This window comes from Streptomyces sp. NPDC020597, assembly GCF_044335095.1.
Taxonomy (GTDB): Bacteria; Actinomycetota; Actinomycetes; order Streptomycetales; family Streptomycetaceae; genus Streptomyces.
In genome coordinates this window covers 102,437-125,092 of record NZ_JBIRUL010000001.1, presented here as the reverse complement: position 1 = coordinate 125,092, position 22,656 = coordinate 102,437, and the positions used below count along the sequence as shown (strand labels likewise).

Annotated in this window: 20 protein-coding genes; 8 read left to right on the top strand and 12 right to left on the bottom strand. The window is 72.1% G+C overall.

Annotation, left to right across the window (positions count from 1 at the left end; all coding sequences use genetic code 11):
* Positions 1-129 precede the first annotated feature (129 nt).
* From guaB to ACH4ZA_RS00675, 3 genes are all read right to left on the bottom strand, one after another.
* Positions 130-1,632 (bottom strand): IMP dehydrogenase, encoded by a 1,503-nt coding sequence (gene guaB / locus ACH4ZA_RS00685; RefSeq protein ID WP_319277079.1) that lies wholly within the window; start codon positions 1,630-1,632, stop codon positions 130-132.
* Between the two features lie 209 nt (positions 1,633-1,841).
* Complete coding sequence (locus ACH4ZA_RS00680; RefSeq protein WP_057584634.1) at positions 1,842-2,429, bottom strand: sigma-70 family RNA polymerase sigma factor; 588 nt, start codon at positions 2,427-2,429, stop codon at positions 1,842-1,844.
* A gap of 832 nt (positions 2,430-3,261) precedes the next feature.
* A complete protein-coding gene (locus tag ACH4ZA_RS00675; RefSeq protein WP_003948568.1) occupies positions 3,262-3,873 on the bottom strand; it encodes a response regulator transcription factor in 612 nt (203 codons plus the stop codon).
* Between the two features lie 381 nt (positions 3,874-4,254).
* Between ACH4ZA_RS00675 and ACH4ZA_RS00670 the strand changes: the two genes are divergently transcribed.
* The gene (locus ACH4ZA_RS00670; RefSeq protein WP_057584636.1) at positions 4,255-4,584 is read left to right on the top strand and encodes a WhiB family transcriptional regulator; all 330 of its coding nucleotides are present in this window, start codon (positions 4,255-4,257) and stop codon (positions 4,582-4,584) included.
* A gap of 50 nt (positions 4,585-4,634) precedes the next feature.
* On the opposite strand, the gene ACH4ZA_RS00665 is transcribed toward ACH4ZA_RS00670, so the two are convergent.
* Positions 4,635-5,627, bottom strand: coding sequence for a LysR family transcriptional regulator (locus ACH4ZA_RS00665; RefSeq protein WP_398427424.1), 993 nt, complete (start codon positions 5,625-5,627; stop codon positions 4,635-4,637).
* A gap of 80 nt (positions 5,628-5,707) precedes the next feature.
* Here ACH4ZA_RS00665 and ACH4ZA_RS00660 point away from each other — a divergent pair, with 80 nt between their 5' ends.
* From ACH4ZA_RS00660 to ACH4ZA_RS00640, 5 genes are all read left to right on the top strand, one after another.
* Positions 5,708-6,376: an MOSC domain-containing protein gene (locus tag ACH4ZA_RS00660; protein WP_319277082.1), complete on the top strand. Its 669-nt coding sequence runs from the start codon at positions 5,708-5,710 to the stop codon at positions 6,374-6,376.
* Between the two features lie 95 nt (positions 6,377-6,471).
* On the top strand, positions 6,472-7,245 hold the full coding sequence (locus ACH4ZA_RS00655) for an SDR family oxidoreductase (protein ID WP_319277084.1): 774 nt from the start codon (positions 6,472-6,474) through the stop codon (positions 7,243-7,245).
* Positions 7,246-7,335: 90 nt separating this feature from the next.
* Positions 7,336-8,043 carry an ester cyclase gene (locus ACH4ZA_RS00650; protein ID WP_319277085.1) on the top strand — a complete coding sequence of 236 codons (708 nt, stop codon included), beginning with the start codon at positions 7,336-7,338 and terminating at the stop codon, positions 8,041-8,043.
* A 104-nt stretch (positions 8,044-8,147) separates the two neighbouring features.
* Complete coding sequence (locus ACH4ZA_RS00645; protein ID WP_398427423.1) at positions 8,148-8,312, top strand: hypothetical protein; 165 nt, start codon at positions 8,148-8,150, stop codon at positions 8,310-8,312.
* Positions 8,313-8,841: 529 nt separating this feature from the next.
* Positions 8,842-9,450, top strand: a complete 609-nt coding sequence (locus ACH4ZA_RS00640; protein WP_398427422.1) for a hypothetical protein — start codon at positions 8,842-8,844, stop codon at positions 9,448-9,450.
* A 94-nt stretch (positions 9,451-9,544) separates the two neighbouring features.
* On the opposite strand, the gene groL is transcribed toward ACH4ZA_RS00640, so the two are convergent.
* The 4 genes from groL to ACH4ZA_RS00620 all read right to left on the bottom strand — a co-directional run bounded on the left by groL (position 9,545) and on the right by ACH4ZA_RS00620 (position 13,645).
* On the bottom strand, positions 9,545-11,170 hold the full coding sequence (gene groL / locus ACH4ZA_RS00635; protein ID WP_319277089.1) for a chaperonin GroEL: 1,626 nt from the start codon (positions 11,168-11,170) through the stop codon (positions 9,545-9,547).
* 111 nt (positions 11,171-11,281) lie between these two features.
* Positions 11,282-11,590: a co-chaperone GroES gene (gene groES / locus ACH4ZA_RS00630; RefSeq protein ID WP_057584642.1), complete on the bottom strand. Its 309-nt coding sequence runs from the start codon at positions 11,588-11,590 to the stop codon at positions 11,282-11,284.
* A gap of 346 nt (positions 11,591-11,936) precedes the next feature.
* Positions 11,937-12,767: a polysaccharide deacetylase family protein gene (locus ACH4ZA_RS00625; RefSeq protein ID WP_398427421.1), complete on the bottom strand. Its 831-nt coding sequence runs from the start codon at positions 12,765-12,767 to the stop codon at positions 11,937-11,939.
* Positions 12,764-13,645, bottom strand: a complete 882-nt coding sequence (locus ACH4ZA_RS00620) for a polysaccharide deacetylase family protein (protein ID WP_398427802.1) — start codon at positions 13,643-13,645, stop codon at positions 12,764-12,766. Before ACH4ZA_RS00620 ends, ACH4ZA_RS00625 begins: the two co-directional genes overlap by 4 nt.
* A 489-nt stretch (positions 13,646-14,134) precedes the next feature.
* Between ACH4ZA_RS00620 and ACH4ZA_RS00615 the strand changes: the two genes are divergently transcribed.
* Positions 14,135-15,307, top strand: a complete 1,173-nt coding sequence (locus ACH4ZA_RS00615) for a methyltransferase domain-containing protein (protein WP_398427420.1) — start codon at positions 14,135-14,137, stop codon at positions 15,305-15,307.
* A 93-nt stretch (positions 15,308-15,400) separates the two neighbouring features.
* Here the strand turns inward: ACH4ZA_RS00615 and ACH4ZA_RS00610 are convergent, their stop codons facing one another.
* From ACH4ZA_RS00610 to ACH4ZA_RS00595, 4 genes are all read right to left on the bottom strand, one after another.
* Entirely contained in the window at positions 15,401-16,672 is a 1,272-nt protein-coding gene (locus ACH4ZA_RS00610; RefSeq protein ID WP_398427801.1) for an RNA polymerase sigma factor, read from the bottom strand.
* Between the two features lie 205 nt (positions 16,673-16,877).
* Positions 16,878-17,234, bottom strand: a complete 357-nt coding sequence (locus ACH4ZA_RS00605; RefSeq protein ID WP_398427419.1) for a YciI family protein — start codon at positions 17,232-17,234, stop codon at positions 16,878-16,880.
* A gap of 324 nt (positions 17,235-17,558) precedes the next feature.
* A complete protein-coding gene (locus tag ACH4ZA_RS00600) occupies positions 17,559-18,944 on the bottom strand; it encodes an endo-1,4-beta-xylanase (protein ID WP_319277093.1) in 1,386 nt (461 codons plus the stop codon).
* Between the two features lie 82 nt (positions 18,945-19,026).
* Complete coding sequence (locus tag ACH4ZA_RS00595; RefSeq protein ID WP_319277094.1) at positions 19,027-20,091, bottom strand: LacI family DNA-binding transcriptional regulator; 1,065 nt, start codon at positions 20,089-20,091, stop codon at positions 19,027-19,029.
* Between the two features lie 177 nt (positions 20,092-20,268).
* Between ACH4ZA_RS00595 and ACH4ZA_RS00590 the strand changes: the two genes are divergently transcribed.
* Positions 20,269-22,572, top strand: coding sequence for a glycoside hydrolase family 3 N-terminal domain-containing protein (locus ACH4ZA_RS00590; protein WP_398427418.1), 2,304 nt, complete (start codon positions 20,269-20,271; stop codon positions 22,570-22,572).
* Positions 22,573-22,656 lie beyond the last annotated feature (84 nt).

Here is a 22,656-nt window from a genome sequence, read left to right as displayed (position 1 = left end):
CTTTCCCTGATGCGTTGCAGCGTCTTCCAGTATCGCCGACGGCCACGAGACGGGCGGCCCCGGATGTTCCGGGACCGCCCTTGTCGTGTCTCACGCGCGCGTGAACGCCTGCTCGTCGCTCGCGGTCGCCTACTTGGTGCTGTAGTTCGGCGCCTCGACCGTCATCTGGATGTCGTGCGGGTGGCTCTCCTTGAGACCCGCGGAGGTGATCCGGACGAAGCGGCCCTTGGTCTCCATCTCCTCGATGGTGGCCGCGCCCACGTAGCCCATGGTCTGGCGCAGACCGCCGACGAGCTGGTGCAGCACGTTGCCGAGCGGGCCGCGGTAGGGCACCTGGCCCTCGATGCCCTCGGGCACGAGCTTGTCGTCGGCCGCGACCTCCGCCTGGAAGTAGCGGTCCTTGGAGTACGACTTGGCCTGGCCGCGCGACTGCATGGCGCCCAGCGAGCCCATGCCGCGGTACGACTTGAACTGCTTGCCGTTGATGAACTGCAGCTCGCCCGGCGACTCCTCGCAGCCGGCGAGGAGGCTGCCCAGCATCACCGTGTCGGCGCCGGCGGCCAGCGCCTTGCCGATGTCGCCGGAGTACTGCAGGCCGCCGTCGCCGATCAGCGGGATGCCCGCCGGACGGGCCGCGAGGGACGCCTCATAGATGGCCGTGACCTGCGGGACGCCGATGCCGGCGACCACCCGGGTGGTACAGATCGAGCCGGGTCCGACGCCGACCTTGATGCCGTCCACGCCCGCGTCGATCAGAGCCTGGGCGCCGTCGCGGGTGGCGACGTTGCCGCCGATCACGTCGACGCGCACGCTCGACTTGATCTTCGACATCCAGCTGAGGGCGTTGCTGTTGTGGCCGTGGGAGGTGTCGACGACCAGGAAGTCCACGCCGGCCTCGGCGAGGGCCTGGGCGCGCTCCAGCGCCTCGGGGCTGGCGCCGACGGCCGCGCCGACGAGCAGCCGGCCCTCGCCGTCCTTGGCGGCCCGGGGGTACTTCTCGGCCTTGACGAAGTCCTTGACGGTGATGAGGCCCTTGAGGAGACCCGCCTCGTCGACCAGGGGAAGCTTCTCGATCTTGTGCTTGCGCAGCAGCTCCATGGCCTCGACGCCGGAGATGCCCACCTTGCCGGTGACCAGCGGCATCGGCGTCATGACCTCGCGCACCTGACGCGAGCGGTCGGACTCGAAGGCCATGTCGCGGTTGGTGACGATGCCGAGCAGCTTGCCGCCGCCGTCGGTGACCGGTACACCGCTGATGCGGAACTTGGCGCACAGCGCGTCGGCCTCGGCGAGCGTCGTGTCCGGGCTCACCGTGATCGGGTCGGTGACCATGCCGGACTCGGAACGCTTCACGAGGTCGACCTGGTTGACCTGGTCCTCGATGGAGAGGTTGCGGTGCAGCACGCCCACGCCGCCCTGACGGGCCATCGCGATCGCCATGCGTGACTCGGTCACCTTGTCCATCGCCGCCGACAGCAGCGGGATGTTGACACGAACATTGCGAGAAATGCGGGACGAGGTGTCGACCGCGTTGGGGAGCACCTCGGATGCGCCCGGCAGCAGCAGCACGTCGTCGTAGGTGAGCCCGAGGGTCGCGAATTTGGCGGGCACTCCGTCGACGTTGGCAGTCATGACACCTTCCCCAAATGGCCTTGATCGGTGCGGATGTCCATGCTAACGGGAAGCGCACCGCCCGAATTCCACGGAAGAGCGTGACTCCGGGCTTCGTGTGTTCGTACGGAGAACGCGAACGACGCGTTCAACGGGCGCGTTCGGAGGAGCACCGACCGGCGGCGAAAGCGCTCTCTCCGGGGTGGCTTCCGCGCACCCGGCGGCCCGGCCTACTGCTCGGCGAGCGCCCGCAGCCGACTCAGCGCCCGGTGCTGGGCCACCCGGACCGCCCCGGGTGACATTCCCAACATCTGGCCGGTCTCCTCCGCGGTGAGGCCCACCGCGATGCGCAGCAGCAGCAGCTCCCGCTGGTTCTCGGGCAGGTTGGCCATGAGTTTCTTGGCCCATTCGGCGTCGCTGCTGAGCAGGGCGCGCTCCTCGGGGCCGAGGGAGTCGTCGGGCCGTTCCGGCATCTCGTCGGAGGGGACCGCCGTCGAGCCCGGGTGGCGCATGGCCGCCCGCTGCAGGTCGGCGACCTTGTGTGCGGCGATGGCGAAGACGAAGGCCTCGAAGGGCCGGCCGGTGTCCCGGTAGCGGGGCAGGGCGAGGAGGACCGCGACGCAGACCTCCTGGGCGAGGTCCTCCACGAAGTGGCGCGCGTCGCCGGGCAGCCGGGACAACCGGGTGCGGCAGTAGCGCAGCGCCAGAGGGTGGACGTGGGCCAGCAGGTCATGCGTGGCCTGCTCGTCGCCGTCCACGGCGCGATGGACGAGTGCCCCGATCGTCCCCACGGCAGTGACCGCCTCGTCATCGCGCATCGGTCCATGGTGCACTGCGGCCGGACCGGCCGCGGCACCGTGCCCGTCGTTGTGCACCGAAGCGTTATGAGCAGGTGCGCCGGATGTCATCCCCTGCGCCCTCCCCTTCCGCTCGACCGACTCGTCCCCGAGGAACTCCACACCTCAAGGATGCGGCATCCGCGGCGAAAGGAGCAGCGGGCGTCCGCCGGGGCCCCGCGCCGCGCCCGCCCGAGGTGCGGCGGGAAGGGGTTTCACCCGGCCTCCGGATCGCCCCTGACCAGGGAGGTTCGCTCATCAGCCCACTCCCCTCAATGAAATGACCGATGTCACGCGCGATCGGTACGGACCACCGGACCCGGCAGAGCGGCCGGACCGCCGAACGGCCGTGGCCCGCACGCGTCCGGTCGGGTCCGGGTCCGGGTCCGGGTCCGGGAATCGCACGGCGCCGAAACCGGACGGGATCCGGAAGCGGCCCGAAGCCGCGGAGCCACCGGCACCGACCGTGACGCAGCCGGTCTCGAACCCACCGGCTGTGAGGCCGAGCCGTGAGGCCGAGCTGTGAGGCCGAGCCGTGAAACCACCGGTCGCACAGCCGCAGGTCATACAACCGTCGGCCGTACAGCAGCCGCAGGTCGTGCAACCGTCGGCCGTACAGCCTCAGGTCCTACAGCCTCAGGTCCTACAGCCGCAGGTCGTGCGGCCGCAGGTCGAAGCTGCGACACCGGCGGTCCGAGGCCCGAGGACCCGCCGGCCGGACCGCGGCCGCGAAGCCGCCGGTCCGGAGCCCCGCGGTCGGCCGGGACCGGGGCCCGGAGACGACGGTGGCCCGGCGGCGACGGTCGGGATCTGCCTAGCGGACCAGGCCCCATCGGAAGCCGAGGGCCACCGCGTGTGCGCGGTCCGAGGCGCCGAGCTTCTTGAACAGCCGTCGGGCGTGCGTCTTGACGGTGTCCTCGGAGAGGAACAGCTCACGGCCGATCTCCGCGTTGGAGCGGCCGTGGCTCATGCCTTCGAGGACCTGGATCTCACGCGCGGTGAGCGTGGGCGCCGCGCCCATCTCGGCCGAGCGCAGCCGCCGCGGGGCGAGCCGCCAGGTGGGGTCGGCGAGGGCCTGCGTGACGGTCGCCCGCAGTTCCGCGCGCGAGGCGTCCTTGTGCAGATAGCCACGGGCGCCGGCCGCGACCGCGAGGGCCACGCCGTCGAGGTCCTCCGCGACGGTCAGCATGATGATGCGGGCGCCGGGGTCGGCGGACAGCAGCCGCCGTACGGTCTCGACGCCGCCCAGTCCGGGCATGCGCACGTCCATCAGAATCAGGTCCGAGCGGTCGGCCCCCCAGCGGCGGAGGACTTCCTCGCCGTTGGCCGCCGTCGTCACGCGCTCGACGCCGGGCACGGTCGCGACCGCGCGGCGGAGCGCCTCTCGGGCAAGCGGGGAGTCGTCGCAGACGAGGACGGATGTCATGGCCGCCCTCCGCAGCTGATGCGCGTCACCTTGTGCCTCCAGGCTGGTACGAAATCGTCACCTGTGCGGTCGACCGTCTCGGACGCCTGCCCGAGCGTTTGTCTTCTCCAACCGCCACCGCACACTCAACGATGGTCACTCGAAAGAGTTACGGGGCTGCGTGCATTCTTCGGCACTCTACGTGAGGGCGCGGACACAGAGGAGTCAGCCACACGGACCCTCAAGCTTTCATCACAAGCGACGCCCCGTTTGGCCCTATTTCTTCCCTTTTACTGGTGTCTGAGGCTAGATTCGCAATGAGTCATATTTTCATCTCCTTAGATCGTAGTTGTACGGTCGTGGGCACGGTATCCGCTCTGAACGGCTACAAGGGGTCACGCAATGGCAGATTTCTCCCGCCTTCCCGGACCGAACGCGGATCTGTGGGACTGGCAGCTCCTCGCTGCCTGCCGCGGAGTGGACAGCTCGCTCTTCTTCCATCCGGAGGGCGAGCGCGGGGCGGCTCGGAGCGCTCGAGAGAACTCGGCCAAGGAGGTCTGCATGAGGTGCCCGGTCCGCGCGCAGTGCGCGGCGCACGCGCTGGCGGTTCGCGAGCCGTACGGCGTGTGGGGCGGGTTGACCGAGGACGAGCGCGAAGAGCTCATGGGGCGGGCGCGCAACCGCCTGGTCTCGGCGTCGTCGGGCGCGAGAGACACCGCCTCGAACACATGAAGGAACGTTTCTTCAGAAACGGGGGCACACGCGCGTGCCCTCCGCTTCTCTCACCGGACCTCTCCTGAGGAGGCCGCGGCCCGCCCCAGCTGCTCCAGGGTGGCCGTCACCGCCGGCACGTGGGCCAGGTCGGGCAGGGTGAGCGCGACGATCTCCCGCCGGACCGCCGGTTCCAGCGTCAGCGCCCGGACGCCGCGGGGGCGTACGGAGTCGATCGCGAGCTGCGGCAGGACGGCGACGCCGAGGCCGGCGCCGACCAGGCCGACCACCGCCGGATAGTCGTCCGTCGCGAAGTCGATGCGGGGCGTGAAGCCCGCGCTCTCGCACACCTGGACCAGCTGGCCGCGGCAGCGTGGGCACCCGGCGATCCACGGCTCGGCGGCGAGGTCCCCGATGGCGACGGCGTCCGAGGATCCGGTGCGCGCGAGACGGTGCCGCTCGGGGACGAGGGCCACCAGACGGTCCGTGAGCAGCGGCCGTACGACCAGGTCGTCCCATTCGTCGTCGCCGCAGTCCCTGTCTACCGGGCCGTGGCCGACTTTGGGGGCCTCGGCGGGGCGGGCCTCGTGTGCGACGCCGGGGGTCGCGCGTTCGTAGCGGAAGGCGAGGGCGATGTCGCAGTCGCCCTCGCGCAGCAGCCGCACCGACTGCGGCGGCTCCGCCTCCTCGAGGGAGACGCGGGTGCCGGGGTGGGCGGCGCGCAGGGCGGCGAGGGCGGTCGGAACGAGGGTGGAACTGCCGCTGGGGAAGGACACCAGGCGGACCCGGCCGGCGCGCAGGCCCGCGATGGCCGCGACCTCCTCCTCCGCCGCGGTGAGGCCCGACAGGATTCCGGCCGCGTGCCGGACGAGGGCCTCGCCCGCCTGGGTCAGCCGCATCCCGCGGCCGCTGCGGACCAGCAGCGGGGTGCCGACCGACGCTTCCAGGGCCTTCATCTGCTGACTGACGGCCGGCTGCGTGCAGCCCAGTTCCCGCCCGGCCGCCGAGAAGGAGCCGGTGGCGGCGACGGCGCGCAGGACGCGGAGATGACGGGCCTCGATCATCCACCGAGCATAAGCGAGGCTTGGGTCGCGGTGCGAATAATGCGTCGACACTTTGATGTCCGGTCGCCTATCGTGCCGCCATGAGGCTTCTGTCCGTCAATGTGGGCCGCCCGACGGCCGTGCCGTACACCGACCAGCCCCAGGGCCTGACCGGCATCGACAAGCAGCCGGTCGAGGGACCCGTGCGGGTGTCCGCGCCCGGGCCGAAGGGCGTCGGGGGGAGCGGCCTGGCCGGGGACACGGTGTGCGACCTGCGCCATCACGGCGGCGACGACCAGGCGGTGTACGCCTTCGCGCGCGAGGACCTCGACGCGTGGGAGCGCGAGCTGGGGCGCACGCTGGCCTCAGGCGCGTTCGGCGAGAACCTCACCACGACGGGGCTCGACGTGTCCGGCGCGCGGATCGGCGAGCGCTGGCGGATCGGCTCCGAGGTGGTGCTGGAGGTGAGCGCGGGGCGGATACCGTGCCTGACCTTCCAGGGACATCTGGGCGAGCGGCGCTGGGTCCGGCGGTTCACGGAGAAGGCGGCCACGGGCGCGTACCTGCGGGTGATCGTGCCGGGCGAGATCCGCGCGGGGGACGCGGTGGAGATCGTCCACCTGCCGGATCACGAGGTGACGGCCCGGATGCAGTTCCAGGCCGTCACCACGCACCGGGAGCTGCTGCCCCGGACGCTCGCGGCGGGCGCGGCCCTGCATTCGGAGACGCTGGCCGCGGCCCGGAAGTATCTGGCGCAGCACGGAGGGTGACGCCCGCGTGGTGAGCGGCGCGCACGCGGCCTTCACCTTCGGGAGGCCGCGTGCAGAGAAGGGACGGACCCGCTCCGGATCACTAACCTTCTGTCATGACAACGGCTCTCATCACGGGTTCGACCGCGGGCATCGGCGCCGCGTTCGCCCGCAGACTGGCGGCGGACGGGCATGATCTCGTCCTCGTCGCACGGGACACCAAGCGGCTGCGCGAGCAGGCGACCGAGTTGCACGACCGGCACGGCGTCGAGGCGGAGGTGCTGACGGCCGACCTCTCCACGGACGTGGGCATCGAGGCGGTGGCCGTCCGGCTCGGGGACCGCAAGAAGCCCGTCGACCTGCTGGTCAACAACGCCGGCTTCGGCAACAAGGGCCGCTACCTCGACGTCTCCATGGCCGACGAGCTGACCATGCTCAAGGTGCACTGCGAGGCGGTGCTGCGGCTGACGTCCGCGGCGGCGGCCACGATGCGGGAGCGCGGGCGCGGGGGCGTCGTCAACGTGGCCTCGGTGGCGGCGTTCGTCCCGCGCGGGACGTACGGGGCGTCCAAGGCGTGGGTCGTGCAGTTCACGCAGGGCGCGGCGAAGGATCTGGCCGGGACGGGCGTGCGTCTGATGGCCCTGTGCCCCGGCTTCGTCCGCACGGAGTTCCACGAGCGGGCCGGGATGGGCACGGACAACATCCCCGGGTGGATGTGGCTGGACGCGGACAAGCTGGTCGCGGCGGCGCTGCAGGACCTGGCGCGCGGAAAGTCGGTGTCGATCCCCGACCCGCGGTACAAGGCGCTGATGGGGCTGGTGAAGGTGACCCCGCGGGGGCTGCTGGGCGGCGTCAGCTCGCGCACGGGACGCAAGTACGGGCCCCAGTAGCGGGCCCGCGGGCGGACGGGTGGCGTCGGCGCTCCGGTGGGAGGATGGGCGTGTCCGAACACCGGATCCAGGGGGGCCGGAGGCGACGTCATGACGTTCGTACAGCTCATCGACTGCAGGACGAGCCGGTTCGACGAGATGGACCGGCTGATGGACACATGGGTCGAGCAGACCAAGGGGAAGCGGACCGCCACGCACGCGGTGGTCGGCAAGGACCGCTCCGACGATTCCCACTTCATCGAGATCGTGGAGTTCCCCTCGTTCGAGGAGGCGATGCGGAACTCGAACCTTCCGGAGACCGGCAAGATCTTCCAGGAACTGGTGGCGCTGTGCGACGAGATGCCCACGTTCACCGATCTCGACGTCGTGCGGGACGATCAGCTGTGCGCGGCGACGGTGCGGCGGTTCCTGGAGACGCTGGCCGCCCCGGGTGAGCTGGCGCCGCTCGACGGACTGCTGGCGCAGGACTACCACCACCACGACCCGTCCAACGTGCAGGACGTGATCGGCATGGACGCGATGCGGCGCGAGGTCGAGATGTGGCGCGCCGGCTTCGCCGTCACGTTCACCGTCGAGGACCAGATCTCCGAGGACGACCGCGTGTGCACCCGCTGGACGTTCGACGCGACGCACCACGGTGAGTTCATGGGCCTCGCGCCCACCGGCCGGGAGGTCACCATGACCGGGACGACCATCTGCCGGTTCGACGACGACGGCAGGATCGCCGAGGCCTGGTGGCAGTACGACCGCCTCGGACTGATGGCCCAGCTGGGAGCTCTGGACGCACTGGAGACCTGACGACACGTCACAAGACAACGCCCGCACGGCAAAAGCCCCTGCTCCTGACCTTGGGGGTCCTTAGGTTCTAGCGATCGTCGCAACACCCCAGTTCAAGGGGTGCGATGTTCGAGATCCGGCGGACCCGGGCGGTGGCTCAGGGCCGCAGGAAGCTGACCCGTGAGCGGGAGGAATACTTCCGGCTCGTGCAGCAAGGCGTGAGGTGGATCGACGTCTACGTCGAGACGCTGGAAGCCGATCCGGCGCGCGTCTATCTCCAGGCGTTCTGAGTACTCCGGCTGCCGCCGGCGTGCTCGCCTCCCCCGCCCGATGCGCGCCGGGGCGGCTCAACTCCCTTGCTGCCGTGCGGATGGGCCGGGGTGTGCAGGGCGGGCCGGGTCGTGGCGGCTGCCGGTGCGGGCAGGTGCGGGAACTGCCGACGGGGTGGGGCCGGCGCGGACGGCGCCGACAAGCGGGGGTCACCCGGATCGCCTATCGTGGAATGCGGTGAGCCGACGGGGACTCACTCTGCCGGGGCGATCTGGTTCGCAGTCCCGACGACGCATCTCCTCCCGTGGGGCCGTGAGCACGCCGGCCGCCATGTCCCGCATCCGCAGCGCGACCGCAGCGCATCCGCCGCCGGTCAGCGCTGTTCCGACCGACTCCGACCACCACCACGGCCGCCGTACCCTATCGCCGCATCCGAGGGATCGCACCGGTCCGCTCGCGGCGCCGGCGGCCTCCGCGGACCAGTGGGCCCGGGGCCGGGAACGGCCCCACGGATCCCGGTCCGCAGGCGATTCGAGGAACGGAGACACCATGGCAATGCTCCGCCTGACCATGAAAGCCGCGTTGTGCGCGCTCGTCGCGTTGATGATGGCCGCCGTCTGGGCCCAACCGGCGAACGCGTGGACCTGGGCCACCAGGGTGACCGTGTACAACGGCGGCGGCCTGTGCGTCCAGGGAAGCGCGGGCATCGATCACCGACGACCCGGCGTGTTCTCCGGCAACCTGGCCTACGCGAACACCTACGCGCTGAACTCGGGCTGCTGGACTGGTCAGGCCAGGCCGGACGGCTGGGCCGCCGCGCGAGCCACCGTCTACCGGTGGAACGGTTCCGTCTGGGAGGTGTGCCGCACCAGCTCCTGGAAGTACGGAGCCACGGGGCAGGCGGGCGGCGAGTTCCCCGGACCGTACGGCCCTGAGCAGGTGTACGACTGGGGCGGTTGGCAGTCCTGCGGAGCGGGCTATTACGGGACGGTCGCCTCGGCGTACGTCTGGGACGGCTCCGCCTGGCGCGGCGGCGACGTCTGGTCGGGCTACGAGTACGCCTCGTCCGCCTCGCTCCGGGACAACCGGCCGTCCCAGCCGGACACCAGTCCCGCGCCGCCTTCCTCCCGGCCGCCGCTGAGGGCGGGAGCCCGGTAGGGCCGCCGGAGCCCACCGCATACTCGTTCGACGGGCGAGGCCCGGCTCCCTTTCGGGGGCCGGGCCTCGTTACTGCGGTGGGTGCTGACCTGGGTCAGTGGGAGTGGCCGTGGCTGTGACCGCCGGCGGCCGGCTCCTCCTCTTCCTTCTTCTCGACGACGAGGGTCTCGGTCGTCAGGAGGAGGGAGGCGATGGAGGCGGCGTTCTCCAGGGCGGAGCGGGTGACCTTGACCGGGTCGATGACGCCGGCCTTGACCAGGTCGCCGTACTCGCCGGTCGCGGCGTTGAAGCCCTGGCCCTTCTCGAGGTCGGCCACCTTGGCGGTGATGACGTAGCCCTCGAGGCCCGCGTTCTCGGCGATCCAGCGCAGCGGCTCGACAGCGGCCTTGCGGACGACCGCGACACCGGTGGCCTCGTCGCCGGTCTTGTCGAGGTTGCCCTCGAGGACCTTGACGGCGTGGACCAGCGCGGAGCCGCCACCGGAGACGATGCCCTCCTCGACCGCGGCGCGGGTCGCGGAGATGGCGTCCTCGAGACGGTGCTTCTTCTCCTTCAGCTCCACCTCGGTGGCGGCGCCGACCTTGATCACGCACACGCCGCCGGCCAGCTTCGCGAGGCGCTCCTGGAGCTTCTCGCGGTCCCAGTCGGAGTCCGTGTTCTCGATCTCGGCCTTGATCTGGGCTACGCGGCCCACGACGTCCTCGGAGTTGCCGGCGCCGTCGACGATGGTGGTGTCGTCCTTGGTGACGGTGACGCGGCGGGCGGAGCCCAGCACGTCCAGGCCGACCTGGTCGAGCTTGAGGCCGACCTCCTCGGAGATGACGGTGGCGCCGGTGAGGACGGCCATGTCCTGCAGCATCGCCTTGCGACGGTCGCCGAAGCCCGGGGCCTTGACGGCGACCGCGTTGAAGGTGCCGCGGATCTTGTTGACGACGAGGGTGGAGAGCGCCTCGCCCTCAAGGTCCTCGGCGATGATCAGCAGCGGCTTGGAGGAGTTGGTCTGGATGACCTTCTCGAGCAGCGGCAGCAGGTCGGCGATCGAGGAGATCTTGCCCTGGTTGATGAGGATGTAGGGGTCCTCGAGGACGGCCTCCATGCGCTCCTGGTCCGTCACGAAGTACGGCGACAGGTAGCCCTTGTCGAAGGCCATGCCCTCGGTGAAGTCCAGCTCCAGACCGAAGGTGTTGGACTCCTCGACGGTGATGACACCGTCCTTGCCGACCTTGTCCATGGCCTCGGCGATGAGCTCGCCGACCTGCTGGTCCTGGGCGGACAGCGCGGCGACGGCGGCGATGTCGGACTTCTCGTCGATCGGGCGGGCCGAGGCCAGCAGCTCGTCCGAGACGGCCTTGACGGCGGCGTCGATGCCCTTCTTCAGGGCGGCCGGGGACGCGCCCGCGGCGACGTTCTTCAGGCCCTCGCGCACCAGCGCCTGGGCGAGCACGGTGGCGGTGGTCGTACCGTCGCCCGCGATGTCGTTGGTCTTGGTCGCCACCTCCTTCACCAGCTGCGCGCCGAGGTTCTCGTACGGGTCCTCGAGCTCGACCTCACGGGCGATCGTGACACCGTCGTTGGTGATGGTGGGGGCGCCGAACTTCTTGTCGATGACGACGTTGCGGCCCTTGGGGCCGATCGTCACCTTGACCGTGTCGGCAAGCTTGTTGACGCCGCGCTCGAGGGCGCGACGGGCGTCCTCGTCGAACTTCAGGATCTTCGCCATGGGAGCGGTTCAGCCCTCTCGGAAAAAGTGGGAGAAACGAACTGCGCCCCCGGCACCCGGCTTCACAAACACGCGGGGCCAGGAGCGCAGTTCACTGCAAAACTGGGTGAATTACTTCTCGATGATCGCGAGCACGTCGCGAGCCGAGAGGACGAGGAACTCCTCGCCGTTGTACTTCACCTCGGTGCCGCCGTACTTGCTGTACAGGACGACGTCGCCGACCTTGACGTCGAGCGGCAGGCGCTCGCCGTTCTCGAAGCGACCCGGGCCCACCGCGAGGACGGCGCCCTCCTGGGGCTTCTCCTTCGCGGTGTCCGGGATGACCAGGCCAGAGGCGGTGGTCTGCTCGGCGTCGAGCGGCTGGACCACAATGCGGTCCTCGAGCGGCTTGATGGCAACCTTGGAGCTGGTGGTCGTCACGATCCGACCTCCCCCTTCGGAGATCTCACGGGGCTAACTGTCTGAGGTGGCGACCAGGTGGATCCGTCGTCGCGGGTGCCGGACCTGCCCGTCGCTGTTGGCACTCTCCAGTGGGGAGTGCCAGACCTGAGACTATGACCGCGATTAGCACTCGGTCAAGCGGAGTGCCAATGCCTGCGGCGCGTCGCCAGGTTTTCGGCCGACGTGAGTGTCCTGGTCGCCCGGTGGTGGGGCCCCGTTTGCAGGCTGCCGCCCCCGGTCTCCCGCTTCGGCCCTGTACGGGCCGAAGCGTGTACGGGCCGAGGCGTGTACGGGCCGAGGCCGAGGGACGACGCCGGACGGGCTGTCAGACGTAGTCCTCCAGGCGGGCCACCGTCAGGTGCTCGTTCTGGATCTGGCGCAGGAGTCGCGTCGTCCGGTTCCGCAGGTCCGGGGCCGTCGTCTCGTCCGGGGCCACGGCGATGACGTCGCCGGGGCGGAGGCGGTGGGGGCCGTGGGCGTAGGTGAGGGCCGTGGCGCCCATCGAGGCGCGCCACAGCACGACGGCCGCGATGCCGCAGTCGGCGGCGGCGCGTCGGGTGGTGGCGTCGTAGGCGCCGTAGGGCGGGCGCAGGAGGCGGGGGCGCAGGCCGAAACGGGCACGCAGCTTGTCCTGCTGGCCGCAGATCTCGGCGCGCTGGCCGGCGTAGGGCAGACCGCGCAGGGCCGGGTGGTCCAGGGTGTGGTTCTGGACGCTGGCCCCGACCGACTGCAGCCGGGCCAGCCTGCCGTAGCCGGGGCCGATCACGCTGTCGGTGAGGAACATGCTGACCGGCAGGCGCAGTTCGCGGACCATGTCGACGAGGCGCGGGTCGCGTTCGGCGCCGTCGTCGTAAGTGAGGAAGACGACTCTGTCGGCGGTCGGGACGTGGTCCACGACCGGCGGGAGAGCCGTCCCGGGGCTGCCGGCCGGCGAGCGGGCCGGGTGGGCCGGGGCGGGGGCCAGGGGGGCCGTCAGACCCCAGCGGCGATAGGCGGGCTGCCCGGCGGCCGGTCCGGCCGGGTGGACCCGGGCCGCGGCTTTCCTCCCCAGCCGTTCGATCGGGTCGACGGACTGGGCGCAGCCGGCCAGGACCGTCAGGACGAGCAGGACCAGCAGGGCGGCCGCCGCTCCCGCGCGCTTCTGCCGCGCCCTCACAGGTAGTCCTCCAGACGGGCCACCGCGTAGCCCTTCGCCGTGACCTTGTCCAGGAAGCGGCGGACCAGGTCGGGCATCGTGCCCTTCCACTCGCCGCGCCCGCGGAAGTGGCTCAGCACGATGTCGCCGGGATGCAGCTTCCGGTCCCCCTCGCGGTACTCCCAGTGGTCGACGAAGACCTCCTCGTCCCACAGCGGGGCGTAGCGCACGCCGCAGCTCTTCGCGGCGCGCAGGGTGTCCTGGTCGTAGTTGCCGAAGGGCGGCCGGAAGAGGGCGGGACGGGTGCCGTAGCGCTCCCGGATCACTTCCTGCATCCCGCAGATCTCGTGCTTCTGACGGGCGTAGGAGAGCGCCGGCAGGTAGGGGTGGTGGAGCGTGTGGTTGTTCAGGGTCGCCCCCCGGTCCTGCATCTCCTTGAAGTACCCGTAGTCGTCCTTGATCAGGTAGTCGCTGAGGAAGGCGGTGTACGGGATCTTCAGCTCGCTCGTCATCCGCAGGAACGCCGGGTCCTTCTCGGCGCCGTCGTCGATGGTGAGGAAGACGACCCGGTCCTCGGTGGGGACCGAGGTGAAGACCGGCGGGAGACCGAGCTCCTCGTGGTCGTCGACCTCGAAGCCCTTGCGGGTGGCGATCTCCGGCTTGTGCGCGGGGGGCGGCGGGGGCGTCAGCGGGACCTTTCTCAGGCCCCAGCGCCTGGCCGCGGCGACCCGCAACTGGTGGGCCGCACGGAGCCGGGCTGCGTAGCCGTACAGGGCGCGGGCCGGCGCGACCACGGGCGGCGCCCCTTTCTCCGGCTGCTGCCCGGGCGCGGGGCGGGCCGAGCGGCCTGCGCCCCCGCCTGCGCCCCCGCCGGCGCAGCCCGATGCGACGGCGGCCAGGGCGAGGACGGCGACGAGGCTCCTGAATCCGGCGGCGCGGGCCGCGGCGGCGCTGCGCGCCCCGGGGGCGCTTCGGGTTCCCCGGCGGGAGCGAGTGCCCGTCAGGGGGCCGACGCCCGCCAGAGGGCGGGATTCCGTCCGGGGGCCGGATTCCGCGCAGGGGCGGGTCCCCGTCCGATGGCGGGGGCCCACGTGGGGAACGGTTTCCGCGTGGGGGCGGCAATCCGTGCGGGGGCCGGGATCCGTGCGGGGGCGAGGGTCCGTGCGGGGGCGAGGGTCCGTGCGGGGGCGAGGGTCCGTGCGGGGGCGAGGGTCCGTGCGGGGGCGGGGGTTCGTGCGGGGGCGGCGACGGGCCGGCTCGTCAAGGCCGTTCATGTCATTTTGTACGACAGGTCCCATGGCGCCGGATCTTCGCAGTCGCCCTTCCCGAAGCCGGCCCGACACCGCCGCCACAGGCGCGCTGTCCACCGACTGGCCCACAATGGCCCGGTGAACGACCTCGCCCCCCTGCGCACTCCCGAGGGCCGCGCCCTCCTCGACGCGGTGCGCGGCACCGCTCCCGCCGACGAACTCGCCGTCGCCACCCGGCTCCGCCGCGAGCATCCGGCGGACCTGGTCTCCGCGGCCCTCGGCCAGGCCCGGCTGCGGCAGCGCGCGGCGGTGAAGTTCGGGGCGCGGGACGCGGAGCGGATGTTCTTCACCCCGAACGGCGTGGAGCAGTCGACGCGGGCGAGCGTCGCCGGCTACCGGGCCGAGCGGATGAAGGCGCTCGGCGTGACCTCCGTCGCCGACCTGTGCTGCGGGATCGGCGGGGACGCGATCGCCCTCGCCCGCGCCGGGATCCGGGTGCTGGCCGTGGACCGGGACCCGGCGGCGGCCGAGGCGGCCCGTGCGAACGCCGAGGCGCTCGGGCTGAGCGAGCTGATCGAGGTGCGGGAGGCTGACGTCACCGAGGTGGACGCCGGCGGCTACGACGCGGTCTTCGTGGATCCCGCGCGCCGGGGCGGCCGGGGGCGCATCTTCGATCCGGAGGCGTACTCGCCTCCCCTGTCGTGGGCGGTCGCCGCCGCCCTCGCCGCCCCGCGCGCCGCCCTCAAGATCGCGCCCGGGGTGCCGCACGAGGCGATCCCCGCCGAGGCCGAGGCCGAGTGGATCTCGGACGGCGGGGACGTGAAGGAGGCGGTGCTGTGGTTCGGGACCGAGCCGGGGACCGTCCGGGCGACCCTGTTGCCGGGGCCGCGCACCCTGGTCGGCGCCGGTCTGCCCGACCCTCCGGTCCGGTCCGTCGGGCGGTATCTGTACGAGCCGGACGGCGCGGTCATCCGCGCTCATCTGGTCGCCGACGTGGCCCGGGAGCTCGACGGCGCACTGGTCGACGAGACCATCGCCTACGTCACCGCCGACGCCCTCCGCCCGACGCCGTATGCCGCCGCGTACGAGATCACCGATCAACTCCCGTTCGGAGTGAAGAAGTTGAAGGCGCTGTTGCGGGAGCGGGAGGTCGGCGTCCTGACCGTGAAGAAGCGGGGGTCGGCGGTGGAGCCGGAGGAGCTGCGCAAGAAGGTGCTTCACAAGCCGCACGGTTCCGAGGCGGCGACGGTGTTCCTCACGCGAGTGGCGGGCGCCCCGACCATGCTGATCGGGAAGCCCGCCTCCGTCTGACGCAGGCCGGACCGTCACTCGTCCCGCAGCGTCCCTCGCCGTCCCGCAGCGTCCCTCGGCGACCTGCGGCGTCCCGCGCCACCCGCGCGGGCGTCAGTCCGACGACGCGGCCCGGTGCAGGAGCAGTCGCCGTTCGCGTGCGCTGGCCGTCAGCGCCGCCGCCCGTTCGAACTCGGCACGGGCCTCCGCGGTGCGGCCGAGGCGGGACAGCAGGTCGGCGCGGACGCTCGGCAGCAAGTGGTATTCGCGCAGGGCCGGTTCGGACGTCAGCGCGTCGACGATGACCAGGGCGGCCGCGGGGCCCTCGGTCATCGAGACGGCGACCGCCCGGTTCAACTCGACCACCGGGGAGGGGAAGCGGGCCGCCAGCAGCCCGTACAGGGTGGCGATGCCCGCCCAGTCGGTCTGGTCGTACGTGTACGCGTGCGCGTGGCAGGCCGCGATGGCCGCCTGGAGGGCGTACCGGCCCGGGGCCCCGCCGCCCGCCGCGCTCCGGGCCCGGTCGAGGGCGGTGATGCCGCGCGCGATCAGCATGCGGTTCCAGCGGCGGCGGTCCTGGTCCTTCAGCAGGACGGGCGTGCCGTCGGGGGCGGTGCGGGCGGCCGTCCGGGACGCCTGGAACTCCAGCAGCGAGACGAGACCGTGGACCTCGGGCTCCTTCGGCATCAGCGCCGCCAGCTGCCGGCCCAGCCGCAGGGCGTCCTCGCACAGCGCCGGGCGCAGCCAGTCGTCGCCGGCGGTGGCCGCGTACCCCTCGTTGAAGATCAGGTAGATGACGTCGAGGACGGAGCCGAGCCGGGCTTCCCGGTCGGGGCCGTACGGCACTTCGAAGGGCACGTTCCTGGTCGCCAGGGTCTTCTTGGCGCGCACGATCCGCTGGGCGACCGTCGACTCGGGGACCAGGAAGGCGCGGGCGATCTCGGGTGTGCTCAGACCGCCCAGCAGACGCAGGGTGAGAGCGATGCGGGCCTCGGCGGAGAGCACCGGATGGCAGGCGGTGAAGACGAGCCGGAGCAGGTCGTCGTCGATGTCGTCGGGGTCGGCCGGCTCCTGGGGCGGCGCCGTCGTGGTCTCCAGGTCGCGGCCGATCTCCTGGAGCTTGCGGGAGTGGCTCTCACGCCGCCGGATCAGGTCGACGGCACGGCGCCGGGCGGTGGTGGTCAGCCAGGCGCCGGGACGGTCCGGCACTCCGTCGCGCGGCCACTGCTCCAGAGCGGCGACCAGGGCGTCCTGGGCCAGTTCCTCGGCGACGCCGACGTCCCGCACGAGCCGGGCGACGGCGGCGATGACACGGGGGGACTCCAGGCGGAAGACGGTCTCGATGGCCGTACGGGGATCCTGGGCGGTACGGGGATCGGGGCCGATACGGGCGCCGTCGCGGGCGGCACCCGTGTCCGGGTGGGCCGGAGGGGCGTCCGGGCTCTCGCGCGAAGGCGGGGCGCCGCGGGAGTCCGGGGCGCCGCCGGGGTCCGGGGGCGTACGGGGGCGTGCGGGCGGGCCGGGGTCCGGAGCTGGCTGTCGTTCCACAGCTCACCATCGAACACCCGGCGCCCGTTCAGGCCAAGAACGATCAGCCTTCCGCGATTTCCCGCACCTCGCAGGTCACCGTCCAGTGCTCCTCGTGCACCTTCAGGAAGCGCTTCGTCCATTCGACGGCCTCGGCTATGTCCTTGCACTGCATGATCGCGTAACCGCCGACGACCTCCTTGGCCTCGGTGAAGGGCCCGTCGGTGAGGGTGATCTTCCCGCCCTCCCAGTGCGCGCGGACGCCCTGCGCGGACGGGGTCAGCCCGGCGGTCTCCAGCATGACGCCGGCCTTGGTGACCTCCTCGATCAGTTCGCCCATCCGCTGCATCAGCTCCGGGCTGGGGCCCTCGGCGGGGGCGGTGGCCTCGTCGATCTTCACGAGCGACAGGTAGCGGGGCATGGTGACTCCTCGGGTGCGGTGAACCGGGTCCTTCCCGGCCTCTCCCCCCTGCGTCGAACGGCGGCGGGCCGGATCGACACCGTCACCGAATCTATTTCGGCGACTTCCACAGCGCACTCGCCGCCGGCGCCGGCGCGACCACCGGTGGGGCGGACAGGCCCTGCGGGCTCCGGCCGGATTCCGTCAGCCGGGCGAGCGAAGCCGGACCGGTGTCGGCGGTCGGGCTGCCGGTGTGGGAATTCACCGGCATGCCCTCCCCTCGGCGGCTCGTGGCTCCCCTCTCGGCCCGGCCCGGTGACACGGCGCCGGTCCGGTGACGTCGCGTCAGCCCAGGGTCACCGTGGGCGCCGGGTTGCTCCCGCTCCAGTTCGCGTTGAACCCGAAGCTCACCGAACCGCCGTCCGGGACCGTCCCGTTGTACGAGGCGTTCGCGCACGACACGGCCGCCCCCGACTGGGTGCACGCGGCGTTCCAGGCCTGGGTGATCTGCTGGCCCGCGCCATAGGTCCAGCTCACCTTCCAGGACGACAGCGAGGCGCCCGAGCAGGAGATCGTCACGTTCCCGGTGAACCCGGTGTTCCACTGGCTGCCGACGCCGTAGGCGGCCGTGCACTTGCCGGTCGGCACGGGTGTGGTCGTGCCGCCGAGCGCCTCGGAGATTCCGTAGTACGCCGGTTTGGGCGCGTAGTTCGCGTCGTACGGCGTCGCCGCGCCCTCGCCCGGGAAGGTGCTCTCCACCCAGGAGTCGGAGTCGGTGAAGCCCCAGACGGTGAGGTTGACGCATCGTGTGACGGCGGCGCAGGCGGCGGTGACCGCCTTGTAGTCGGCCTTCTGCTGCGCGAGCTTGGCGCTGTCGGAGGGCAGGGGCATCCGGATGTCCAGCTCGGTGATCGCCACGTCCACGCCGAGGTCGGCGAAGCGCTGGATGTTCTGCTGGAACGTGGACGGCACCTGACCCAAAATCAGGTGCGCCTGCAGTCCGACCCCGTCGATCGGGACGCCCCGCTCCTTCAGCGACCTGACCAGGTCGTACAGGGCGGTCGACTTCGCGTTGACGCCCTCGACGTTGTAGTCGTTGACGTAGAGCTTGGCGGCCGGGTCGGCAGCCTTCGCCCAGGTCAGGGCGTTCGCGATGTAGTCCGGACCGAGGCCGTTGTACCAGAGGGTCGGGCGGTAGGAGCCGTTCTCGTCGAAGGGCTCGTTGACGACGTCCCAGGCGGCGATCCGGCCCTTGTAGCGGCCGGCCTCGGTGCTGATGTGGTCCCGCAGCAGCGTGCCGAGCTGAGCGGGCGTCCAGCTGCCGTTGGCCAGCCAGTCCGGGTTCTGGTTGTGCCAGACCAGGGTGTGGCCGCGCACCTGCTGGTCGTGGGCCTGGGCGAACGCCACGATCTGGTCCGCCTCGGCCCAGTTGAAGACGCCCCGAGCCGGCTCCACCGAGGCCCACTTCATGGCGTTGCCCGGGGTCAGCGAGGAGAACTGCGCCCCGGCGACGTCACCGTAGACGCCGGTGAGCTTGGAGCCGGTGACGGCGGTGCCGACGACCTTCCCCTTGGCGGCGCCGAGGGCGCGCAGCGGGGCGTCGGCGGCTTGCGAGGCGGGAGCGGCGACGAGCAGGGCCGCCGCGGCGGCGGCGCCGGCGACCAGTGCGGTGAGGCGGGCCCTGGGCGAGAACGGCCCGGGTGAGGTTCGAGAGGTTCTGGAGGATCTCATGGCGGGTGCCTCCGAAAGTTTCGGTTGTTCAACCGATTGACTTCGGTGGAGTGTGGGGGCGTCCCGCACACCCGTCAATACGTCAACTTCCGGCCACGGGCGGCGCACCCGTGCTCGTGCGCACCACGAGGCTGGTGGCCAGCTCCACCCGCGTCGCCGTCGGCGCCTCCCGCGACGCCGACCGGCCCAGTTCGAGGACCAGCCGGGCCGCCGCCTCGGCCATCTCGGTCAGCGGCTGGCGCACCGTCGTCAGCGGCGGGCCGACCCAGCGGGCGACCGGGAGGTCGTCGAAGCCGACAACGCTCACGTCCTCCGGGATGCGCAGGCCCAGTTCACGAGCGGCCTCATAGCAGCCGAGCGCCTGGAGGTCGTTGCCTGCGAACACGGCGGTGGGCCGGTCCGGGCGGTCGAGCAGCTCGCGGCCCAGCCGGTAGCCGGTCTCGTGGTGGAAGTCGCCGGTCTTGATCAGCGCCGGCTCGACGGGGAGCCCGGCGGTCTCCAGGGCGGCCCGGTAGCCGTCGATCCGGGCCCGGCTGCACATCATCTGCGGCGGCCCGCTGATCGCGCCGATCCGGCGGTGCCCCAGCTCCACCAGGTGCCGGGTGGCGGCGAGGCCGCCCTGCCAGTTGGTCGCCCCGATGGACGGCACGTCGGCGCCCGGGTCGCCCGCCGGGTCCATCACCACGAACGGGATGGAGCGGCTGGTCAGCAGCGCCCGCTGGGACTCGTCGAGCCCGGACAGCACCAGCACCACGCCGTGCGGGCGACGGGCGGCGACCTGGTCGGCCCAGGTCCGCCCGGGGGTGAGCCGGCCGGCGCTCTCGCTGAGCACCACGCTCAGCCCGGCGTCGCGGGCCACGTTCTCCACACCCCGGATGACCTCCATCGCCCAGGCGCTCTCCAGCTCGTGGAAGACCAGGTCGATCAGAGGGGAGCGGGTCGCCTCCGCGCGGCGGCGCCGGTATCCGTGGGTGCGCAGCAGCTCCTCGACGCGGGTGCGGGTGGCGGGGGCGACATCGGCGCGACCGTTGAGGACCTTCGAAACAGTCGGTGCCGACACGCCGGCCTCGCGGGCGATCTCCGCGAGCGTCGCGGTCTGCGTCGGCCGCGCTTCTGTCCGCGTTTCTGTGGGCTCCGAGGGTGTCATGGCGGCGATCGTATCGTCACGCGACCTCTTGACGAACCCATGCCGACGCCATAGGTTCCCGGAACATTCGGAATGTAGCTCGAAACATTCGACAGGACGCCCGCCCTGTCGGACGCTCCACAGGATTCCAGGGCGCACCCTCCCCCTGGTGGCTCACCGACCTCTGACAGGAGTTTCATGACCACCGCCCCCTGGCGTGACCCCGCCCTGCCCGCCGCCGCCCGCGTCGACGATCTCCTCGGCCGGATGACGATCGAGGAGAAGACCGCCCAGCTGTACGGCGTGTGGGTCGGCGCCGCGACGGACGGCGGGGGAGTCGCCCCGCACCAGCACGACATGACCGCCGCATACGACTACGACGAGCTGATCACCCGGGGGCTGGGCCAGCTGACCCGCTCCTTCGGCACCGCGCCCGTGGACCCGGCGCTCGGCGCCCGCGCGCTGGCCGGCGCCCAGCGGCAGATCGTCGCCGCCGGCCGCTTCGGCATCCCGGCGGTCGCCCACGAGGAGTGCCTGGCCGGATTCACCGCCTGGCGGGCCACCGCCTACCCGGTCCCGCTGGCCTGGGGCGCGGCCTTCGACCCGCCGCTGGTCGAGGAGGTGGGCCGGGCGATCGGCCGGGACCTGCGCGCGATGGGCGTCCACCAGGGCCTCGCCCCGGTCCTGGACGTCGTCCGCGACCCGCGCTGGGGACGGGTCGAGGAGACGATCGGCGAGGACCCGTATCTCGTCGGCACGGTCGGCACGGCCTACGTCCGCGGGCTGGAGTCCGCCGGGGTCGTCGCCACCCTCAAGCACTTCGCCGGCTACGCCTCCTCGGCGGGCGCCCGCAACCTGGCTCCGGTGCGGGCGGGCACCCGCGAGTTCGCGGACGTCACCCTGCCCCCGTTCGAGATGGCGCTGCGCGAGGGCGGCGCCCGCTCGGTGATGGCGGCCTACACCGAACGCGACGGCATTCCGGCGTCCGCCGACCCCGAACTGCTGACCGGCCTGCTCCGGGAGGAGTGGGGTTTCACCGGCACGGTCGTCGCCGACTACTTCGGCATCGGCTTCCTGCAGACCCTGCACCGGGTGGCCGGCACCCCCGTGGAGGCGGCCCGGCTGGCGCTGGACGCCGGCATCGACGTCGAGCTGCCCACCGTGAAGTACTACGGCGACGCGCTGGCCGACGCCGTGCGCGCGGGCGAGGTGCCGGAGGAGCTGATCGACCGGGCCGCACGCCGCGTCCTGCTGCAGAAGTGCGAACTGGGCCTGCTGGACGAGGACTGGCAGCCGCACGTTCCCGAGTCGGTGGACCTCGACCCGCCCGCGAACCGCGCGCTGGCCCGCCGGCTGGCGGAGGAGTCGGTGGTCCTCCTGGACAACCCCGACGGGCTGCTCCCCCTCTCCCCCGACGCCCGGGTGGCCGTGATCGGACCGCGGGCGGCGGACGCGCTGGCGATGCTCGGCTGCTACTCCTTCCCGTCCCATGTGCTGCCCCACCACCCCGAGGTGGAGACCGGCATCGACATCCCGACGCTGCTGGAGTCGCTGCGGGCCGAACTCCCCGACGCGAAGGTGACGTTCACCGAGGGCTGCGGGGTCTCCGACCCGGACCCCTCCGGGTTCACGGAGGCCATCACGCGCGCCTCGGAGGCCGACGTCTGCGTGGCCGTCCTCGGCGACCGGGCGGGCCTGTTCGGGCGGGGCACGTCCGGCGAGGGCTGCGACGTGGCCGATCTGAGCCTGCCCGGCGTCCAGGGCGCACTGCTGGACGCACTGGTCGCGACGGGCGTCCCGGTCGTCCTCGTGCTGCTCACCGGCCGCCCGTACGCGCTGGGCCGCTGGCACGGGCGGCTGGGGGCGGTCGTCCAGGCGTTCTTCCCCGGCGAGGAGGGCGGTCCGGCGGTGGCCGGAGTGCTGTCGGGCCGGGTGAACCCCTCGGGCCGGCTCCCGGTGAGCGTGCCGCACGTGCCGGGCGGTCAGCCGTGGACCTACCTGCAGCCGCCGCTCGGCCTGGCGGGCCAGGTCAGCAGCCTGGACCCGACCCCGCTGTACCCCTTCGGACACGGACGCTCGTACACGGAGTTCAGCTGGGAGTCCTTCACCGGCCCGGACGCGGAGATCGGGACGGACGGCTCGTACGACGTCTCCGTCACCGTCCGCAACACCGGTGACCGGGCGGGCGCGGAGGTCGTCCAGCTGTATCTGCACGACCCGGTGGCCGAGGTGACCCGCCCCGACGTGCGGCTGATCGGCTACCAGCGGCTGGAGCTGGCCGCCGCCGAAGCCGCCCGCGTGACCTTCCGCTTCCACGCGGACCTGTCGGCCTTCACCGACCGTTCGGGCCGGCGGGTGGTCGAACCCGGCGACCTGGAACTGCGGTTGGGCGCCTCCAGCGCCGACGTGCGGGCCACGGCACGACTGCGGCTGACCGGGCCGGTGCGCGAGACGGGGGCGGGGCGGCGGCTGCGTTGCGAGGCGGAGGTCTCGCGCGACTGAGGTGCGGGAGCGGGGGCGGCGGGAGACCCCGCGTACGGGGAGATGCCGTGCGCGGGATGTGAATAGGATCTGAAGCCCGGCCGG

What these genes read in the sequence shown, in the direction of transcription:
- ACH4ZA_RS00600 (WP_319277093.1), bottom strand. Translation starts at nt 18,944, where the DNA reads ATGAGATCCTCCAGAACCTCTCGAACCTCACCCGGGCCGTTCTCGCCC.
- ACH4ZA_RS00650 (WP_319277085.1), top strand. Translation starts at nt 7,336, where the DNA reads ATGACGTTCGTACAGCTCATCGACTGCAGGACGAGCCGGTTCGACGAG.
- ACH4ZA_RS00640 (WP_398427422.1), top strand. Translation starts at nt 8,842, where the DNA reads ATGGCAATGCTCCGCCTGACCATGAAAGCCGCGTTGTGCGCGCTCGTC.
- ACH4ZA_RS00605 (WP_398427419.1), bottom strand. Translation starts at nt 17,234, where the DNA reads ATGCCCCGCTACCTGTCGCTCGTGAAGATCGACGAGGCCACCGCCCCC.
- ACH4ZA_RS00675 (WP_003948568.1), bottom strand. Translation starts at nt 3,873, where the DNA reads ATGACATCCGTCCTCGTCTGCGACGACTCCCCGCTTGCCCGAGAGGCG.
- ACH4ZA_RS00655 (WP_319277084.1), top strand. Translation starts at nt 6,472, where the DNA reads ATGACAACGGCTCTCATCACGGGTTCGACCGCGGGCATCGGCGCCGCG.
- ACH4ZA_RS00645 (WP_398427423.1), top strand. Translation starts at nt 8,148, where the DNA reads ATGTTCGAGATCCGGCGGACCCGGGCGGTGGCTCAGGGCCGCAGGAAG.
- ACH4ZA_RS00590 (WP_398427418.1), top strand. Translation starts at nt 20,269, where the DNA reads ATGACCACCGCCCCCTGGCGTGACCCCGCCCTGCCCGCCGCCGCCCGC.
- ACH4ZA_RS00665 (WP_398427424.1), bottom strand. Translation starts at nt 5,627, where the DNA reads ATGATCGAGGCCCGTCATCTCCGCGTCCTGCGCGCCGTCGCCGCCACC.
- groL (WP_319277089.1), bottom strand. Translation starts at nt 11,170, where the DNA reads ATGGCGAAGATCCTGAAGTTCGACGAGGACGCCCGTCGCGCCCTCGAG.
- ACH4ZA_RS00660 (WP_319277082.1), top strand. Translation starts at nt 5,708, where the DNA reads ATGAGGCTTCTGTCCGTCAATGTGGGCCGCCCGACGGCCGTGCCGTAC.
- ACH4ZA_RS00595 (WP_319277094.1), bottom strand. Translation starts at nt 20,091, where the DNA reads ATGACACCCTCGGAGCCCACAGAAACGCGGACAGAAGCGCGGCCGACG.
- guaB (WP_319277079.1), bottom strand. Translation starts at nt 1,632, where the DNA reads ATGACTGCCAACGTCGACGGAGTGCCCGCCAAATTCGCGACCCTCGGG.
- ACH4ZA_RS00680 (WP_057584634.1), bottom strand. Translation starts at nt 2,429, where the DNA reads ATGCGCGATGACGAGGCGGTCACTGCCGTGGGGACGATCGGGGCACTC.
- ACH4ZA_RS00670 (WP_057584636.1), top strand. Translation starts at nt 4,255, where the DNA reads ATGGCAGATTTCTCCCGCCTTCCCGGACCGAACGCGGATCTGTGGGAC.